Raw genomic sequence first — 17,003 nt, forward strand, 5'->3', positions numbered from 1 at the left:
TGGCAGGCCAGTCTAACTATAGACCGCCCAGGCTATAGTCTGCCCAGGCGATCGCGCCCGGCAGGCTAGGCGGGGTGCAGAATGGTGGAGACATAGCGCAGGGGAGTGAGGTACTGGTCGGCCAGCGATCGCAGGCGATCGCCCGTGTAGCTTTGCAGAGTAGGCACATAGGAAAGACAGCGATCGGCGGCGGCAATGGTGCCGTAGTAGCCGTACAGCCCCGCCAGCTGCCCTGGGGCCTCGGTGGAAAAGGCGTAGTCGTTGCACAGCAGGCGCTGGGCGCGGGCTAGCTCGGCCTCGCTGATGGGTTTGGCGGCCAGCTCACTGAGGCGATCGCATACAATCGCCTCCACCCGGTCTACATCGTCGCCCTCTAGCCAGGCCTGAATGGTAAACAGGCTGCACTCTCGCTGTAGCGAGAACCCGGCCCCAATGTCCTGCACCAGCTGACGGTCTTCTCGCAGCTCGCGCACCAGCCGCGACGAGCGCCCCTCGGCCAAAATGGCCGCCAGCAAATCGAGCCCGTAGGCGGTTTCGAGCTGGCCAATGCCGGGGCCAATCCAAGCCATGGTTAGCCGCGATTGCTCCAGGCGCGGCAGGTGCAAAATTTCGCGCCGCACGCCGGGCAGAGAGGGCACTCGAGCACTCGCCGCCGGGGGGCAGGGGGGCGGTGGGGCAAAGCCGCGAAAGGCGTGCTTGACCAGCTCCACCGTGGGCTCCAGCGGAATGCCGCCAGTGATCACCACCGTCATCTGGTCAGGCTGGTAGTGGGCCTGGTGAAAGCAGCGCATCTCTTCAGGCGATCGCTGCTGCAAAATTTCAGCCGTGCCCAGCACCGGACGACCGTAGGGATGGTCTTGGTACACCAGCTCCGACATCGCCTGGTAGCCCAGCCAGTCGGGGTCATCCTGGGCCTGAAGAATTTCTTCGAGCACCACCTGGCGCTCGCGGCCAAACTCATCGGCGGGGATGGCAGCGTGCAGCAGCAGATCGGCCAGATACGGCAGCGTCTGGGGCAGCATGTCGGCGGCGATGGTGATATAAAAGTGGGCGTAGTCGTGGCTGGTGGCCGCGTTTGTCATGCCCCCCTGGGTCTCGATCGCGTAGTCAAACACCCCCGGCGGTAGCTGGTCGGTGCCCTTAAAAATCATGTGCTCTAGAAAGTGGGCCATGCCCGCCCACTCCGCCGGTTCTCTCACCGCCCCGGCCCTCACCCACACATCGGCCACCACCACGGGCGTTGCCGCAATCTCCTGGTGGATCAGGGTCAGCCCATTCTCCAAACGAATTACACTGGCGGGAAAATCAACCGAATTCAACGGCGCAGGCCCTACAAAAAATACTCAGCAACCCCTCAACCAGACTGGTCAGCCACCGCTTGATCCAGTTGCGGGTCTAGCTCTGTTGTCAATACTAGCGCTCAAGTAGGCTAAATCACATTCCTAAAACAATTCCCCCATCCAGATAGACAGGGGAACGTCAAAAATATTGAAGGGTCTCACCGCAGCGCCGTCTTGCCTCAGTTTCCGACCTGGGAAAACCAGGGGGGTGCCGTGGCATTTGGCTTAAAGTTTCCGAGTACAAGCTCGGTTTACTGCCGCCGATGCAGCTTGGCTCCCGTTCGGAACAAACATAGATCGACAAACATTGTTGGCAGTCACCAACGCCGTAGTGAGACTTCATTCACTATAACCAACAGCCTGGGGTAAACCGCAAGGGGAAAACCGACCTTCTTTTATCGGGTCGCCTGTCATCCCCGCCGCCGTGATCTAATATGGCAGCACCGAGCTTGTCCCGGTCTTTTCATTCCTTGCTAGCACCTATGGCTCCTGACGACTCTGCCGCTGCCGTGACCGATTCTGCCATTGACCCTGGCTCCGATCCGACTACAGGTACAGACACCTCTGCTTCCACGCCAGATGTGCCCGTATCTGAGTTGTCCTCCCCAGCCGAGGCGGTGGAGGCAGAGCAGGGTGCCTCGACACCCGATGCGCCCCAGCCCGCTCCACCTGTTGACCCCCGCACCCAGCTGCGGCTGCGCAACGATGGCGATCGCCTGGTGCTGTTGATGCCCAACGGGCCGCAGAGCGACACTGAAGGGGGTGCCCTGGCCTGGGGAGAGCTGTTGCAGCACTTCAGACAGCGGCTAAATGGCGGTGAACCTTTCTGGCAACCCAATACGGTGGTGCATCTGGCGGCCAACGATCGCCTGCTCGATGCCCGCCAGCTCCAGGCGCTAGACGATGTTCTGACGGCGGCCCAGCTCCGCCTCAAGCGGGTGATGACCAGCCGTCGCCAAACCGCGATGGCCGCGGTAACGGTGGGCTATTCGGTCGATCAGCTGGAGGCCGAAGATACGCTGGTGCAGTCGCCCCCGCCGCCGGGCAAGCCTCTGGCCGAGCCGCTGTACCTGCAAACTACGGTGCGATCGGGGGTCGAAATTCGCCATCCCGGCACCATCATTGTGCTGGGCGATGCCAACCCCGGCAGCTCGCTGGTAGCCGAGGGTGACATTCTGGTGTGGGGGAGGCTGCGGGGCATTGCCCATGCTGGGTTTGGGGGCGATCGCGATCGCTACATTATGGCCCTCCAGATGCAGCCCACCCAGCTGCGCCTGGCCGACCTGGTCGCCCGCGCCCCCGATAGCCCCAGCGCTCACTACCTGCCAGAGGTAGCCTACGTCGGCAACAACGCCATTCGCATTGCCCAGGCCCAGGCCTTTGCTCGCCAGCACTTCGACGCCACCCTGGGGCAGGGAGCACAGCCCACCGATGCGTTCTAAGGCCGACCATGGCGTATTATTAACGGTTGTTTTCGTCGGGTAGTTGGTTCTTTAAGGATTGGGTTCGGCCATGACTCGCATTATCGTAATGACCTCGGGCAAAGGGGGCGTTGGCAAAAGCACCTGCACCGCCAACCTGGGTATGGCCCTGGCCCAGCGCAACCAGCGGGTCGCCGTCGTCGATGCCGACTTTGGCTTGCGCAACCTCGACCTGCTGCTGGGTTTGGAAAATCGTATTGTCTACACCGCCCTCGATGTACTGGCGGGCGACTGTACGGTTGAAAAAGCCCTGGTCAAAGACAAGCGCCAGCCCACCCTGGGCCTGCTGGCCGCCGCCCAAAACCGCAACAAAGAGGCCATCACCCCCAACCAGATGAAAGAGCTGGTGGCGGGCCTGGCTCCCAGCCACGACTTTATTTTGATCGACTGCCCGGCGGGCATCGAGATGGGTTTTCAGAATGCGATCGCCCCCGCCAAAGAGGCGATCGTTGTCACCACCCCCGAAATCTCTGCCGTGCGCGACGCCGACCGGGTGATTGGCCTGCTGGAGGCTAACGACGTCAAGTTCACCAAGCTGCTGATCAACCGCATCAAGCCCAAAATGGTGCAGGAAGACCAGATGATGTCCGTGCGTGACGTGCTCGATATTCTGGCGGTGCCCCTGCTCGGGGTCGTGCCCGACGACGAACGGGTGATTGTGTCGTCGAACCGGGGCGAACCCCTGGTGCTCGACAAGCAGCTCTCGCTGGCCGGGGTCGCCTTCAACAACATCGCCCGGCGGCTGACGGGTGAAGAGGTACCCCTGATCGACCTCACCGCTACCCACGATGACTTATTTAGCCGCCTGCGCCGCTTCTTTCGCGGCTGACGTTCTCCTAAACGATCTCGGTGTTTGATGTTATTTCTACCTAGCCGCCAGTGCCGATGCTAAGCGAACTTCTCGACAAGCTGTTTAACCGCAGCCGCACCATTACCCCTCGGGCCGAGGTAAAGCAGCGGCTGCAGTTTGTGCTGGCCCACGATCGCGCCGACCTCACCCCCGAAATGGTCGAAAAAATGCGCCAGGAAATTCTCGAAGTAGTCTCCCGCTACGTTGAGCTGGACCAGGATCACCTCGAATTTACCCTCGAAAGCGATCAGCGCATGACGGCACTGATCGCCAACCTGCCCATTCGCCGGGTGCGCCCTGAGCTACCTGCGATCGAAGCGGTTTCTACTCCTGGGCCGGAAACTGTCCCGGTATCAGCGCCTGCCGTCACCGGCCCTGAATCTGCCGAAACGGAACCCTTGGCAACAACGTCTTCAGAACCTGAAGCATCCGCAGCGGCCACCGAAACTCCAGCCTCCACCGAATCACAGGCGTCCACTGACCCCACAAAACCTGCTGTCACCCCCAATGAGTAACGCCCCCGACGCCTGTGATTCTCTGGCCGCCTGTGTAGAAGCCCTGGCGCTCAACACTATTCAGCGCCACGTGTTGATCTGCGCCGACCAGACTAAGCCCAAGTGCTCTGACAAAGCCGACAGCATCGTCGCCTGGGACTACCTGAAGAATCGGCTGAAGGAATTAGGACTGGATCGGCCCACGGCAGAGCGACCCACATCTGTTTTTCGCACCAAGGCCAACTGCCTGCGGGTTTGCCACAAAGGCCCCATCCTGCTGATCTATCCCGACGGCGTGTGGTATCACAGCGCCACCCCAGCGGTGATCGAGCGCATCATTCAAGAGCACCTGATCGGCGGCCAGGTGGTCGAGGAATTTGCCTTCTTGCAGTATCCTTTGGATGAGAACTCTAGAAAAGTAAATCCATAAAATCTTGGAAGAGTTATCTCTTTGCTCTTTTCCTCATGAAGAGGTCAAAATTTCGCGAATTATAGGTGCAGACAAACGAGCTGCTTCGACTGAAGGATGTGAATTTTCATCTCTATACAGCATCTCACCATTGGCGGCGCTATAGGTACAGCGATCGTTTGGACAAAAAACATCAAATAGATCTACAACTCGAATTTTTCCCTTGTTCTCTAAAGCCCTAAGTGCTTTATCTAACGCATCTCTTCTAACTAAAGATTCATTCTTATCAGGCAATTTGCAAGAGTCTTTGAACGGCTGGAACCATTGTTTAGCTGCCGCCGAAGGTTTGCAGTAGGCTTCACGGGCAAAGGGGTTGCCGTGTAATACAGCCAACTTGATCCCTTGAGCAGCAAGAGCACCTGAAAAACTGTCTAATCCAGTGCTTAACTGAGCAAGGGATGTCTCAGTTTCAGGAGTCCTGTTTTTTGGGGAGAGCCAGGCTAAATCGTTAACGAGAAAAACCCAGTCGCCTGATCTTAGATTTTCAACGATAGAAGGGACTATGACAGCCCAGTAGTAGTTGCTCGCCTCAGCATATCCACCGACGTTAGGTACTTCTTTGACGGGAGAAGCATCCCAGGATGAGGTTATTGTGACAGCATATTTGTCTGATGCCACCAGGTCATCAAAGCCTTGGACAAAGGCAGCAGCAAAAGAATTCCCAAAAACTGCTACTCGTTTTTCTCCTTCGGAAAAGCTTCCTAGAGTGCATTCCTCAACCAAGATTTTTTTCCCCAACCTAGCTTGAGAATTGTCGAATAAGATGCAACGATCCCCCTGCCAATAAGTTTTAGACCCTGGCAAGTAATAGGGTTCCATTAGCGACAAAACACCCCCTAAAACTGGCGATGGATTATTACCTGTGTAGATAGAAAAAGCAGGGTTTTTTATGAGTGCTAGGAACAAAATTGAAATGACCGATGATGACAATAGCCAATAAGCAATGGATCGGCAGTGCCCACTTGGCCATTTAGATAATCTAAGAGGATTTTCAACGTAACGGAAGGACGCAGTTGCCGCAATCATTGTCAGTCCCAACTGAATTGGAATTGACCACCAATGAATGCCAATCGTCAAACGACTAATGCACAGAATACCCCAATGCCATAAATATAACGAGTAAGATATGATGCCAATGTGAACAATTTTAGGGTTGGATAGGATACGACAGAGACCGGAATCTGGGCCGAGGTAAATAATCAATACTGAAGTTAGCCCAACAGCTAGCACGGTTGAAAAGGCAGCCAAAGTGACAGGTAGACAGAATGTAGCCACCATCAGCAAGATGCTCAGCAGCGCCAACCCATTTGCTGACTTATGCGAAATAAATTTTTTCTTACTTATGAGAAAAAACAGAAGAACGCCGAAGCCGATTTCCCAAAAGCGTGTTGTAGTAAGAAAGTAACTTGCCGAGCGGTTGATTGGGTAAAAATAGAGAAAAGAGATTAGCGAGATTGAGGATAGGAAGCTAACTATTGCCACTAAAATTTTTTGAACTTCGAGCCTTCGATATTTGATGCCAGTTATATAGATTAGAAGTGGAAATGCAAGATAAAATTGGGCTTCTACCCCTAGTGACCAAGTATGGGTGAAAATATTTAGTTCGGTAGGAGCAGAGAAGTAATCGGTAGATTGATTGAATAAAGTCAGGTTGGCTATGCCGAATAATGCAGATATACCTGTCCACAATGATGCATCTGGGTTTTCGTCGAACATGCAAACTGCAATTCCGGCTATTAGCGAAAAGACGATGAGCGCGGGAATTAGTCTTTTTACTCGCTTGGCATAAAAAGTGGCTAAAAAATTATGAGGTTTCGTGATGCTCGATTTGGCGATTAGGGAATTGGTAGTGACAAAGCCAGAGATGACGAAAAAGATGTCTACTCCTAGAAAGCCACTCGGCAAGAATTCTTTGTTGAAGTGGTTGATGATGACGGCGATAATCGCGATCGCCCTAAGTCCATCTATCTCTGGTCTATAAAACGATTGTGAAGAATGATTTTCGAGAGCGATTCCTTCTGAAGAGTTTTGGTTGTGGCTATTTGAAATCATCTGGTCAACGTTGTTGGTGCTTAGTCATTCGCAATCTTTCGAAGGAATGACTTGCGATACTATTGTCAATAGGATTCCCAGAACTTTGCTGCAACACTCAAGACATGTGGTTCTTGCAAGTATTGGTTTGGTGCTTAAAGCAAGAAGGGAAAGTACGCGATAGTGTTCCTTACCATAGGCCAAGCATTAAGCCTCAGTATTGGTATTGTTGATAACCAATTTTGTTCACATACAGCCGAGCGGATAGCCTGCTGGTCATTCTGCTATCTGCCGTCTACTCTCTACCCTCTTCTGCTATATAATCCCCGGCAATACCTATGGGATGACAGCAGCATGGCAGACTGGCGGCTAGTTGAGGGCGGCATTACGGCCCCTAAAGGATTTCAGGCAGCAGGTATTGCAGCCGGGCTTAAACCCTCAGGCGCACCCGACCTGGCGCTGATTTATTCAGACGCTGAGGCGATCGCAGCGGGTGTGTTCACCACCAGCCACGTGCGGGCTGCCTGTGTTGACTACTGCCGTCAGCGGCTCGAAGCTCGCCCCAGCGCCCGCGCCATTCTGGTCAATGCGGGTCAGGCCAATGCCTGCACTGGCAACCAGGGGTGGGTTGACACGATCGAGAGTACTGTTGCTGTTGGGTCTGCCCTCAACCTGATTCCCGAGGCCGTGCTAATCGCTTCTACCGGAGTGATCGGCCAGCGGATCAAGATGGAGCAGCTCAAGGCGGGCGTTCCTCAGCTGGTCAAACGCCTGTCGTCTGAGGGTTCTGATGCCGCCGCCAGGGCAATTATCACTACCGACCTGGTGCCTAAATCGGTGGCGATGGAAACCACCATCCACGATCGCCCCGTGCGCATCGGCGGTATCGCCAAAGGCTCGGGCATGATTCACCCCAATATGGCGACCATGCTGGCCTTTGTCACCTGCGATGCCACCGTGTCGCCCACCCTGTGGCAAGACATGCTGCGCCGCGCCGCCGATCGCAGCTTTAACCAGATCACCGTCGACGGCGACACCAGCACCAATGACACCCTGATTGCCCTGGCCAACGGTGCCTCGCGCACCCCCGCCATCACCGACGAGGGGGCTGAGTCTGACCAGCTGGAGGCCATGCTCACCGCCGTCTGCCAGCACCTGGCCAAGTCGGTCGCCCGCGACGGCGAAGGGGCCACCTGTCTGATCGAGGTCACCGTCACCGGGGCCGCCAACACCGCCGCTGCTAACCAGGTTGCCCGCGCGATCGCTGGTTCATCCCTGGTCAAGTCGGCCATCTTTGGCCACGACCCCAACTGGGGCCGCATTGCCGCTGCCGCCGGACGGGCAGGGGTTACCTTCGACCAGAGCGACCTGCGGGTGCAGCTGGGCGACTTTCTGCTGATGGAGCACGGCCAGCCCCTGGCCTTCGATCGCCCCGCCGCCAGCGCCTATCTGACGGCAGCTACCCAGGGCGAATACCTGAAGACCGACACCGTGGCCATCCACGTCACCCTGGGCGATGGCCCCGGCAAAGGGCAGGCCTGGGGCTGCGACCTCAGCTACGACTACGTCAAAATCAACGCCGAATACACCACCTGACCCAGGGGGGAGTTACCCGACTGGGAGCGCAGCGATTGGGCCTGTTTTGTAGCAAAGGCACAGGCCCGGCTCTAATTTTTTCTGACTGCTTGACATCAGCAGTGCCTAACCTGCTATATTGTCAAAGCGATAACGATGGGGTGTCGCCAAGCGGTAAGGCACCGGGTTTTGGTCCCGGCATTCCTAGGTTCGAATCCTAGCACCCCAGTTTTAAGTCAATAGTCGTCTTCCTCGTCTTCAATTGCCTGAATAGCTAGGAGGAGTTCTTCTTCCTGGGCCTCAAAATCGGCTTCGGAAACATCGCCCATGTCAAAGGCTAGCTGTAGGGCGAGCAGCTGTTTTTGCAGGCTTTCCAGATCGTTGGTGGCAAAGTCGGCCTGCTCTAGCATTTTGTTGGCCACCCAGCTTACCCCCTCAATGGGGCCAAGCACGGGGGCAAAGAGAAGTTTCAGCAGCATAGGAGACGGCAGCTAGTTGAGCTGGGCGAAGTTGTAGGGGGCGGTAAAGTTGTTGTAGCGAATGCGCAGGCGATCGCCAAAGGTAGCGTCTACGGCATCGACAGCCTGACTAAACTCTGCCTCGCTTTCCCACGGAATCAGAAAAGCGGCGTTGTAAATCATCACGTCAGTTTGGGGAGCATTTTCCAGCACGTCTTTGGCCAGGGGTGTCAGCGCCTGGCGAAACTGGTCAACAATACCCTGCTTGCGCGCCTCCATCGCCGCTTCGATCTGCTGACCAATAAAGATCACCTGCTCCATGCCCAGCTGGGTGCCCTCCAGCTGGTCGCGCTGGGCGCGCAGGGTGGCATCTTCGGCCATCATCATTTCAAGTTCTGTCGAGGGCTCCCACTGCACTTTGATGCTCACTTCGCGGCAGCCATCGAGGCGCTTAAACAACTGCGCCAGGTCTTCAGAATGGGGGGCGACCAGATCGTCCTGCACCTGCTCCCAGCTGTCGACAATCAGCCCAAACTGGAGCGGCAGCAGCGTGCGGTAGCCCTGCTCCATGGCGGCTTCCAGCACCTTTTCGTGACCCAGCAGGTTTTTGCGGCTCGACAGGTAGCGTTTCTGACAGGCAATGGAATAAAGAAAGGTAAAGTCGCCCAGCTGCTGGGCCTGTACCGTCTGTGCGTCTAAGCCATCCAGGGGCAGCTCAGCGGGGCCAGGGGCCGGAAAAATGCCGTACAAGTAGTAGCGATCAGCCATAGGTCTCTCTTCGGGGGCGTCTGATGGGAGAACGCCCCTAGGGTGCCCCAAACCCTGGGATTGTTCGACAGGCGCTGCGATCGCCCCTGATGCGGTTCTGCCCCTTCCTTGTGCCTATTCAGCGCTAAGGAGAAACCTGACCTGCGATCGCCGCCCAGCCAGATCCTAGACATGTCAATCGCCCTGGGTTAATCGCTATAGTGTTTAGGCATTGTCTTGGCAAGTAGGAGACTCGCAACCGTGGCCATTGCACCTGGGGCAACCAATCGCTGGCAGACGACAGGCATCTGGATGACCAGAGCCAGGCAGACCGTTGCCCTGATGCTGGCATTAGTGATCGGGCTGGTGAGCACCGGCTGCAACCCCGCCCGGTTTGCCCAGGCCAGTGCCGATGTGCCTCGGCTGGTGCTGAGCACCCTCAGCGATCCCAAAACCTTCAACCCCACCCTCAGTCAAGAGTCGCCGAATATCTTTGGCTTTACCTTTGAGGGCCTGACTACCACCGATGGCATCAGCGGTGAAACGGTGCCCGCCCTGGCCGAAAGCTGGGAGATCTCTGACGACGGCAAGCTTTTGGAGTTTACCCTGCGCGAGGGGCTGCGCTGGTCCGATGGCGAACCGCTGACCGCCGATGATGTGCTGTTTACCTACGACACCCTGTTTAACCCGGCCATTCTGACTAATAGCCGCGATGGGTTTCGCATTGGCACCCAGGGGCTGCTGCCTGAGGTCAGCAAAATAGACGATCGCCGCGTGCGCTTTACGCTGCCCGAGCCCTTCGCGCCCATGCTGGGCAACACAGCGCTAGAAATTATTCCAGCTCACATTCTCCGGCCTACGGTCGAAAACCTTGATGCTCAGGGCAATCCGCTGTTTCTCACCACCTGGGGTACCGATACACCGCCTCGTCAAATTGTGGGCAATGGCCCCTACGTGCTAGCTCAGTATGTGCCGGGCGAGCGAGTGGTTTTTGAGCGCAACCCCTACTACTGGCAGAAGGATGACCAGGGCAACCCTCAACCCTATATTGAGCAGGTTGTCTGGCAAATTGTCGGCTCTACCGATACCTCCTTCTTTCAGTTCCGCTCCGGCGGGCTGGATATGGATAGCGTGCAGCCCGACTTTTTCTCGCTGCTAAAGCGTGAAGAAGAACGGGGCGACTTTACCATCTATAACGGCGGCCCTGGCCTGGGCACCAATTTCTTTGCGTTTAACCTCAACCGGGCTAGCCGCAACGGTAAACCCCTGGTCAACCCGGTGCGATCGGCCTGGTTCAACAACGTGGCCTTTCGCCAGGCGATCTCCTACGGTATCGATCGCGAGACGATGGTCAACAACATTTTCCAGGGGCTCGGTCAGCCCCAGACCTCGCCAATTTCGGTGCCCAGTCCCTTCTACGCCCCGCCTGAAATGGGTATTCGCACCTACGACTATGACCCCGAAAAGGCCAAGGAACTGCTGCAAGCTAACGGGTTTCAGTACAACAGCGCTGGTCAACTGCTGGATGAAGCGGGAAATCGGGTGCGCTTTACCCTGGTTACCAACTCGGGCAACAAAATTCGCGAATCGATTGGGGCCCAGATCAAAAACGACCTGTCTAAGTTAGGCATCCAGGTCGATTTTCAACCCCTGGCCTTTAATGCCCTAGTCGATCGCCTCACCGACAGCCTGGAGTGGGAAGCCCTGGTGCTGGGCCTGACCGGCGGTACTGAACCCAACGGCGGGGCCAACGTGTGGCTGCTCGACGGGGCGCTCCACGCCTTTAACCAAAATGCTGGCCCCGGCCAAGATCCGCTAGAGGGCTGGCAGGCTGCCGACTGGGAGCGCCGGATCGCCGATCTCTACATTCAGGCGGCTCAGGTGATCGATGAAGATCAGCGCTTTGAGCTGTATAAAGAGACTCAGCAGCTGACCCAGGAGTACCTGCCCTTTACCTATTTAATCAACAACCTGTCGCTGACTGCCGTACGCAATCGGGTAGATGGGGTGAAGTACACGGCCCTAGGTGGTGCCCTGTGGAATATCCATGAGCTCACCGTTGAATAGCCCCAGTTGGGGCCAGAGGCCTTGCAGTCAGTAAGACTCAGGTTGTTGAGAATGGCCAAAGCGTCTACGGCGAAACAGCTAGTAGCGATCGCGCAGCAGTTCCACCTCGGCGTCCAGGGTCATGCCTTCCATGGCGGCCAGTTCGGCCCGACGCACGGCCAGATGCGTTTGCGCTAGCGGTTTACCCAAGGCCTCTAGCAGTACGGTGTCCTGCTCAAAGGCGCTCAGGGCTGCGGTCAAAGATTGGGGCAGCAGGGCAATGCCGCGATCACGCCTCTCCTCCTCCGACAGCACCCCTGGGTCTTGCTGAACCGGGTCGGGCAGGGGATGGTTTTGGGTAATACCGTCCAGGCCAGCGGCGATCGCGCTCCCCAGTGCCAGATAGGGGTTAGCCGCTCCATCTACGGTCTTTAGCTCCAGGTGGGTGGGGCTGGGCTGAGCAAAATTGCTCGGCACCCGCAGCGCCGCCTCTCGGTTGTCCATACCCCAGGTGCAGTAGGCTCCGCTCCAGCAGTGGGGGCGCAGGCGACGGTAGGAGTTGGGGCTAGGCGCTGTGATGGCCACCAGCGCGGGCAGATGGTGCAGCAGCCCGGCGGCAAAAGCCTTGGCGATACCCGACAGGCCGCCCGCACCATCGGGAACCAGGTTGCGGTCGCCCTGCCAAAGGCTCAGGTGCAAATGACAGCCGCTGCCCGCCTGACCCTCAAACAGTTTTGGTGCAAAGGAGGCCAACAGTCCGTGCTGCTGGGCCACAGCCTTGACCGTTTCGCGGTAGACAATGTGCTGGTCAGCGGCGGCTAGAGCGTCGGTGTAGCGCACCGAAATTTCCTGCTGCCCCGGCCCCGACTCTGGATAGTACTGCTCCACCGCGAGTCCCTGATCGCTAAGAGCAGCGGCGATCGCCCCAATCACCTCCCCATGCACATCCATCGCCATCGTGGCGGCAAAGGGCGTGGTATCCGCAGGTAGAATTTTTTCCCCATCTTTACGCAGCAGGTAAAACTCTGGCTCAAACGCCGCCTTAATCGTCAACCCCTGGGCGGTAGCCCGCTGCACCATCCGGAGCAGAAACTGACGCGCGCACCAGGGCCAGGGCTGGCCGTCCTTGACCATGCTGCCCATCACCCGCGCTTGCCCAAGGGCATAGGGCAGGCTTTGAATCGTGCTCCAGTCAGGCACCAGCCACACCTCTCCCACCGGCCCCAAACCGCTGCCGGGAGCCACCCCATCCGCCACCACCGGAATCGCCTGCTGCGCTGCTGAAAGCCCTACGGCGCAGGCCTCGCCCCTCTCCAGCTGCCGCCCCAGGGCATCCATATGAATGGCTTTACCGCGAATGACGTTGCCGTTATCACACCACACCACCCGGACAAAGCGAGTGTTGCTCTCTTGTAAACGGGCCATTATGGCGGCTGTGTTCTCAGGCATAGCAGGCTCTGACGAGATAGGTTTGATCAGATATAGCATCGCCGTCTAGGTTAAGACCTGACAACAGCAGAATACCTGAAGTGACGGCTGCGGCGAGATAACGTCCCAACCCGGGCTGAGATACCTGTAGGCCCTCCAGTCTTACCGTCAGCCAGCGCCCTGACCAACGACGACATTCAGCTTAGCTGAGCCGTGCATTCCAAAATTAGCCGCTGGTTAACTAGCGCGTAGGGCTGCACCACCAGAGCCCGTCGAAACGCCTGAATCGCTTCCTCGTATTCTCCCAGGGCAGCATGGCACAACCCCAGCCCGTGGAGCGCACCAAAGTGGTAAGGCACCAGCTCAATCACCTGCTGGCAGTCGGCCTTGGCCTCCAGGTAGCGATGCTGCATAAAGTAGAGCACCGCTCGCCGGTTCCAGGCTTCGGCAAAGTCGGGCAGCTCGACCACCAGGGCCGATAGCAGCGCCTCTGCCGCATCGCTCTGGCCCTGGTCTATCAGGGCTTGGGCATCTTGCAGCCGCTGGTTGCCCACCGTTCCCTTTTGATAAAACCAGCGCTGCCAGAGGGCGGCAGTGGCCAACTCCCGCTGATATTCGTCATCTTGCTTCAGGCTTTGCAGCAGCACTTCTAACGTTGAGTCATCCATCATGCCTGAGCCTGGCTGTAGCGTTGCGCCTCTATTATCCAGCATTCGGCTGAAATTAGCTGCTCAAAGGCATTAGGGCCGTTTGGGCTACAGCTCAAACCCCTACGGGTAACAATAAATGAACTGTTTTTTCAAAAGTTGTGAGCTGTTCTAAGCAGATGGGCAGACTACAACTGTGCAAGACATAATCCCTACGTACTGAGACTGTTTTTACCGCTTCTTTGCAGTAGCAGCGAGGTGCATTTGAGGGAACTATACTTGCAGTTTCATTGAGCACATTAATTGTTTAAGGGTTCAAAATCATGGCTGTTGAAAAAGTAAACTCTTCCTCTAGCTTGGCTGAAGTTGTTGACCGCATTCTGGACAAAGGCATCGTTGTAGATGCTTGGGTTCGTGTTTCTCTGGTTGGTATTGAACTGCTGGCTATTGAAGCTCGTGTCGTCATTGCTTCTGTAGACACCTACCTCAAGTACGCCGAGGCCGTTGGCCTGACTGCTCAAGCTGCCGTACCCGCTGCCTAGCAAATGCAACCCTATGGGGCAGTAGAACTATAGGTCTGACCCTCGTTTAGCTGCCCCATAGATCCAATGGGTCAATATTCCGGCTGGCTGTTAATTGCAAGTTTGCCGTCGAAAAGGTTGAAGATAGCGTTCCATAGTGATGCCAAATGCTTAAGAATAATTAGATTCAAGGCCTGGTAAAACTTCTTTTTTTGACGCTATTCCTTCTCTTTTTTACTCAAAAGATTCTCCGCAATATTCAATACGTTTCATTTTCGCCCAAGGGAGAGCAGTCCTGTGACAGCACTTTATGACCAGTGGCAAGCCGCACGACAACTGCGCCAGAGCGAGGTAGTTAGTCGGCGCGACCAGGTTTTTACTGACCTGGAGCGCTGGCAGGCTGACCGGCTGGCCCACGCTGTGCAGCTGCGTCAAAACCTCGATCAGCTCATGGCCGACCTGCGCACCAACACGGCCCTGTGGCTGGCCCAAACTACCGTCGATCGCGAGGCCCAGATTTTGCCTCGGCAGCAGGCTCGCCAAGACTACATTCAGCAGCTCCAGGTCGATACAGAGGTGCTGCTAGCCCATTACCAGGCCGATCGCAAGCTGAGCGCTGCCGAAGTGCGGCAAAAGCTTGAGCACGATTGCCAGGTTCTCCAAAATACGGTGAGCGATTTGCGCTTAGAAATTGCCCAGGAGCTGCGCCGGGTGCAGCAGCAGGTGGCTGAGATTCAGGCTAAAACAGCGGTCGATCTGGCTGGCTACCGCCAGGAGCAGGCGATGGTGCGAGCCGAACTGCTGCCCCAGCTGACGGCCTACGTTGAAGATTTGCAGGTGCAGGTGCAGGTCACGCTCAAAGAGCTGACCGCAGTGCGCCAGCAGGCGGCGGTGGTTAACCAGGCCCAACGCCAGAGCGATCGCCAGGCGCTGACCGATTCTGTCGATGCCATATTTGATGAACTGGCTGACTTTCGCCATCAGCTGCAGGCCCAGCGAGCCCAGCTTTCCCACGTCGTATGGGGTGGAAAAGTAGCCGCTCAGCCTGTCGCCACGCCTGCCGCTCGGCCCGCAGTCACTCGGCCCGCAGTCACGAGGGTCACAAGCCGTCCGATCGCTTCGAGCAAACCTGCGCCTAAGGCGGTAGCGACGGCTCCGTCAAAACCTCCTGTCGCTACTGTTCCGGCTCCGGCGACCGCTCCAGCGACGGTTCCGGCGACCCCAGCTGCTCCGGCGACCGTCCGTGCGGCTGAGCGCGCTGTGCCTGTCGCTACTGTCACCGCTCCAGCGGCTCCAGCGGCGGTTTCCACCGCCCCAGTTTCAGCCCCTGCCCCCGAAACCCCTTCCCTCGAAGAGGTGGTGTACAACTACCTGCACCTAGCCCAGGGTGCCCGTCTCAGCGAAATTGAGACGGAGCTAGGCATCAACCGGTTTCAGGCGGTAGATGCGCTGCGATCGCTGGTTCAAAAAGATCTCGTGATTAAGCAAGACCGTACCTATCTCGTCCAAGAGGAAGCCGTTCTGTGAACACCGTTCTACAAGCCCGCCCCCGCAACTTCGTCTCTACCCCCACCCTGGAGCGAACCACTCTCAGAGCCCTGCGGTATTTACAATCGGGGTACTCCATCCACCTCAAAGGCCCAGCTGGCACCGGCAAAACTACCCTGGCTCTGCACCTGGCCGACCTGCTGGCCCGCCCAATCATGCTGCTGTTTGGCGATGATGAGTTCAAAACCTCAGACCTAATCGGCAACCAGTCGGGCTACACCCGCAAAAAAGTGGTCGACAACTACATTCACAGCGTTGTGAAGGTAGAAGACGAGCTGCGCCAGAACTGGACTGACTCGCGCCTCACCCTGGCCTGCCGCGAAGGCTTCACCATGGTGTACGACGAGTTCAACCGCTCGCGCCCCGAGGTCAATAACGTGCTGCTCTCGGCCCTTGAGGAAAAACTGCTGGTGCTGCCGCCCAGCAACAACCGGGCTGAGTACATTCGCGTCAGCCCTCACTTTCGCGCCATTCTCACCTCTAACCCTGAAGAGTATTGTGGCGTTCATGGCACTCAGGACGCCCTGCAAGACCGCCTGATCACCATCAACATGCCCGAGCCCGACGAACTGGCCCAGCAGCAAATTTTGGTGCAAAAAGTCGGCATTGATAGCTCTGCGGCACTACAGATTGTGCAGCTCGTCAAGGCCTTCCAGTCGTCGGCAGCGCCAGACATGGTCTCTAGCCTGCGCCCCAGCCTGATGATTGCGACCATTTGCCACGACCACGGTATTTTGCCCCTGGCCGAAAATGCCGACTTTCGCGATGTCTGCGGCGATATTTTGCTGGCCCGCTCTAAAGAATCCACGCCCGAGGCGACTCGCCACCTGTGGAATTTGTTTAACCGCTTCGTAGTATCCCAGGCCACCCTGGTCAACGACCTCACCCTCAAGCCCGAGACTCAGCCTGCGGCTCGTCTGCACGGTGAAGAAGAGGAAGATTCGGTGCCCGTGCCCCTGGAGGTGCCCCGTTTGGATGACGTTACCGAAGCCATCCTGGAAGATGCCCCGGCAGCTGAACCGGACGCTGTACCTGCTAATTTATTGGAGCCCGAGGCGATCGCCCTCGACGAGGCAACAATCGACGCTCCAGAAGCTGAACCTCAGCCTGATACCCAGGTAGAAGCCAGCCCTAAGGTGGACAGCCCCAGCGACGACATTGAAACCCGTATTTTTGATTTCCTCGATGCTACAGGTACGGTGTCCCTGGTCAAAATTGAGGCTGCCCTGGGGCTAAACCGCTTTCAGGTGGTCAACGCCCTCAAATCCATGCTCGATCAAGGTCTGGTAGAAAAGCAGGAAACCGACGGCCAGCTACAGGGCTATCAACTAAGTTCTCACTGGAGATAATTGACTGTGTCTACTTCCA

Annotated in this window: 14 protein-coding genes, 1 tRNA gene, 1 other RNA gene and 1 pseudogene; 10 read left to right on the top strand and 7 right to left on the bottom strand. The window is 57.1% G+C overall.

What is annotated here, in order from left to right:
• Positions 1-65 precede the first annotated feature (65 nt).
• Positions 66-1,319 carry a M16 family metallopeptidase gene (locus ACQ4N7_RS10610; protein ID WP_430711577.1) on the bottom strand — a complete coding sequence of 418 codons (1,254 nt, stop codon included), beginning with the start codon at positions 1,317-1,319 and terminating at the stop codon, positions 66-68.
• 175 nt (positions 1,320-1,494) lie between these two features.
• Positions 1,495-1,678, bottom strand: a non-coding RNA gene (gene ssrS / locus ACQ4N7_RS10615) — 6S RNA.
• 144 nt (positions 1,679-1,822) lie between these two features.
• Between ssrS and minC the strand changes: the two genes are divergently transcribed.
• From minC to ACQ4N7_RS10635, 4 genes and pseudogenes are all read left to right on the top strand, one after another.
• On the top strand, positions 1,823-2,782 hold the full coding sequence (gene minC, locus ACQ4N7_RS10620) for a septum site-determining protein MinC (protein WP_430711578.1): 960 nt from the start codon (positions 1,823-1,825) through the stop codon (positions 2,780-2,782).
• A gap of 70 nt (positions 2,783-2,852) precedes the next feature.
• On the top strand, positions 2,853-3,650 hold the full coding sequence (gene minD / locus ACQ4N7_RS10625) for a septum site-determining protein MinD (RefSeq protein ID WP_430711579.1): 798 nt from the start codon (positions 2,853-2,855) through the stop codon (positions 3,648-3,650).
• A gap of 56 nt (positions 3,651-3,706) precedes the next feature.
• Positions 3,707-3,997, top strand: a pseudogene (gene minE / locus ACQ4N7_RS10630) (cell division topological specificity factor MinE); the annotation flags it as partial.
• 181 nt (positions 3,998-4,178) lie between these two features.
• Positions 4,179-4,595: a (2Fe-2S) ferredoxin domain-containing protein gene (locus ACQ4N7_RS10635; RefSeq protein WP_430711580.1), complete on the top strand. Its 417-nt coding sequence runs from the start codon at positions 4,179-4,181 to the stop codon at positions 4,593-4,595.
• Positions 4,596-4,628: 33 nt separating this feature from the next.
• On the opposite strand, the gene ACQ4N7_RS10640 is transcribed toward ACQ4N7_RS10635, so the two are convergent.
• Positions 4,629-6,686 carry an acyltransferase family protein gene (locus ACQ4N7_RS10640; RefSeq protein WP_430711581.1) on the bottom strand — a complete coding sequence of 686 codons (2,058 nt, stop codon included), beginning with the start codon at positions 6,684-6,686 and terminating at the stop codon, positions 4,629-4,631.
• 333 nt (positions 6,687-7,019) lie between these two features.
• On the opposite strand from ACQ4N7_RS10640, the gene argJ reads away from it, so the two are divergent.
• Positions 7,020-8,261: a bifunctional ornithine acetyltransferase/N-acetylglutamate synthase gene (gene argJ, locus ACQ4N7_RS10645; protein ID WP_430711582.1), complete on the top strand. Its 1,242-nt coding sequence runs from the start codon at positions 7,020-7,022 to the stop codon at positions 8,259-8,261.
• Between the two features lie 136 nt (positions 8,262-8,397).
• Positions 8,398-8,469: transfer RNA gene (locus tag ACQ4N7_RS10650), tRNA-Gln, on the top strand.
• 7 nt (positions 8,470-8,476) lie between these two features.
• Here ACQ4N7_RS10650 and ACQ4N7_RS10655 read toward each other — a convergent pair.
• Together ACQ4N7_RS10655 and ACQ4N7_RS10660 are read right to left on the bottom strand one after the other, a co-directional pair.
• Positions 8,477-8,719: a gas vesicle protein GvpG gene (locus ACQ4N7_RS10655; protein WP_430711583.1), complete on the bottom strand. Its 243-nt coding sequence runs from the start codon at positions 8,717-8,719 to the stop codon at positions 8,477-8,479.
• A 12-nt stretch (positions 8,720-8,731) separates the two neighbouring features.
• Positions 8,732-9,466, bottom strand: coding sequence for a GvpL/GvpF family gas vesicle protein (locus ACQ4N7_RS10660; RefSeq protein ID WP_430711584.1), 735 nt, complete (start codon positions 9,464-9,466; stop codon positions 8,732-8,734).
• Between the two features lie 291 nt (positions 9,467-9,757).
• Here ACQ4N7_RS10660 and ACQ4N7_RS10665 point away from each other — a divergent pair, with 291 nt between their 5' ends.
• The gene (locus tag ACQ4N7_RS10665; RefSeq protein ID WP_430711659.1) at positions 9,758-11,512 is read left to right on the top strand and encodes an ABC transporter substrate-binding protein; all 1,755 of its coding nucleotides are present in this window, start codon (positions 9,758-9,760) and stop codon (positions 11,510-11,512) included.
• 78 nt (positions 11,513-11,590) lie between these two features.
• On the opposite strand, the gene ACQ4N7_RS10670 is transcribed toward ACQ4N7_RS10665, so the two are convergent.
• Both ACQ4N7_RS10670 and ACQ4N7_RS10675 read right to left on the bottom strand, forming a co-directional pair.
• Positions 11,591-12,940, bottom strand: coding sequence for a glutamine synthetase family protein (locus tag ACQ4N7_RS10670; protein WP_430711585.1), 1,350 nt, complete (start codon positions 12,938-12,940; stop codon positions 11,591-11,593).
• Between the two features lie 176 nt (positions 12,941-13,116).
• Entirely contained in the window at positions 13,117-13,587 is a 471-nt protein-coding gene (locus ACQ4N7_RS10675; protein ID WP_430711586.1) for a tetratricopeptide repeat protein, read from the bottom strand.
• Between the two features lie 302 nt (positions 13,588-13,889).
• Here ACQ4N7_RS10675 and gvpA point away from each other — a divergent pair, with 302 nt between their 5' ends.
• From gvpA to gvpN, 3 genes are all read left to right on the top strand, one after another.
• Positions 13,890-14,108 carry a gas vesicle structural protein GvpA gene (gene gvpA, locus ACQ4N7_RS10680; protein WP_017300094.1) on the top strand — a complete coding sequence of 73 codons (219 nt, stop codon included), beginning with the start codon at positions 13,890-13,892 and terminating at the stop codon, positions 14,106-14,108.
• Positions 14,109-14,384: 276 nt separating this feature from the next.
• Positions 14,385-15,614 (top strand): hypothetical protein, encoded by a 1,230-nt coding sequence (locus ACQ4N7_RS10685; RefSeq protein WP_430711587.1) that lies wholly within the window; start codon positions 14,385-14,387, stop codon positions 15,612-15,614.
• Positions 15,611-16,984, top strand: a complete 1,374-nt coding sequence (gene gvpN / locus ACQ4N7_RS10690) for a gas vesicle protein GvpN (protein ID WP_430711588.1) — start codon at positions 15,611-15,613, stop codon at positions 16,982-16,984. Before ACQ4N7_RS10685 ends, gvpN begins: the two co-directional genes overlap by 4 nt.
• Positions 16,985-17,003 lie beyond the last annotated feature (19 nt).

Origin of the sequence: Nodosilinea sp. AN01ver1 (assembly GCF_050565655.1) — a bacterium.
In the GTDB taxonomy this organism is placed as follows: Bacteria; Cyanobacteriota; Cyanobacteriia; order Phormidesmidales; family Phormidesmidaceae; genus Nodosilinea.

Bases quoted from the DNA above. Each gene is read 5' to 3' on its own strand.
- minC (WP_430711578.1), top strand. From the start codon at position 1,823: ATGGCTCCTGACGACTCTGCCGCTGCCGTGACCGATTCTGCCATTGAC.
- minD (WP_430711579.1), top strand. From the start codon at position 2,853: ATGACTCGCATTATCGTAATGACCTCGGGCAAAGGGGGCGTTGGCAAA.
- ACQ4N7_RS10635 (WP_430711580.1), top strand. From the start codon at position 4,179: ATGAGTAACGCCCCCGACGCCTGTGATTCTCTGGCCGCCTGTGTAGAA.
- ACQ4N7_RS10640 (WP_430711581.1), bottom strand. From the start codon at position 6,686: ATGATTTCAAATAGCCACAACCAAAACTCTTCAGAAGGAATCGCTCTC.
- argJ (WP_430711582.1), top strand. From the start codon at position 7,020: ATGGCAGACTGGCGGCTAGTTGAGGGCGGCATTACGGCCCCTAAAGGA.
- ACQ4N7_RS10655 (WP_430711583.1), bottom strand. From the start codon at position 8,719: ATGCTGCTGAAACTTCTCTTTGCCCCCGTGCTTGGCCCCATTGAGGGG.
- ACQ4N7_RS10660 (WP_430711584.1), bottom strand. From the start codon at position 9,466: ATGGCTGATCGCTACTACTTGTACGGCATTTTTCCGGCCCCTGGCCCC.
- ACQ4N7_RS10665 (WP_430711659.1), top strand. From the start codon at position 9,758: ATGACCAGAGCCAGGCAGACCGTTGCCCTGATGCTGGCATTAGTGATC.
- ACQ4N7_RS10670 (WP_430711585.1), bottom strand. From the start codon at position 12,940: ATGCCTGAGAACACAGCCGCCATAATGGCCCGTTTACAAGAGAGCAAC.
- ACQ4N7_RS10675 (WP_430711586.1), bottom strand. From the start codon at position 13,587: ATGGATGACTCAACGTTAGAAGTGCTGCTGCAAAGCCTGAAGCAAGAT.
- gvpA (WP_017300094.1), top strand. From the start codon at position 13,890: ATGGCTGTTGAAAAAGTAAACTCTTCCTCTAGCTTGGCTGAAGTTGTT.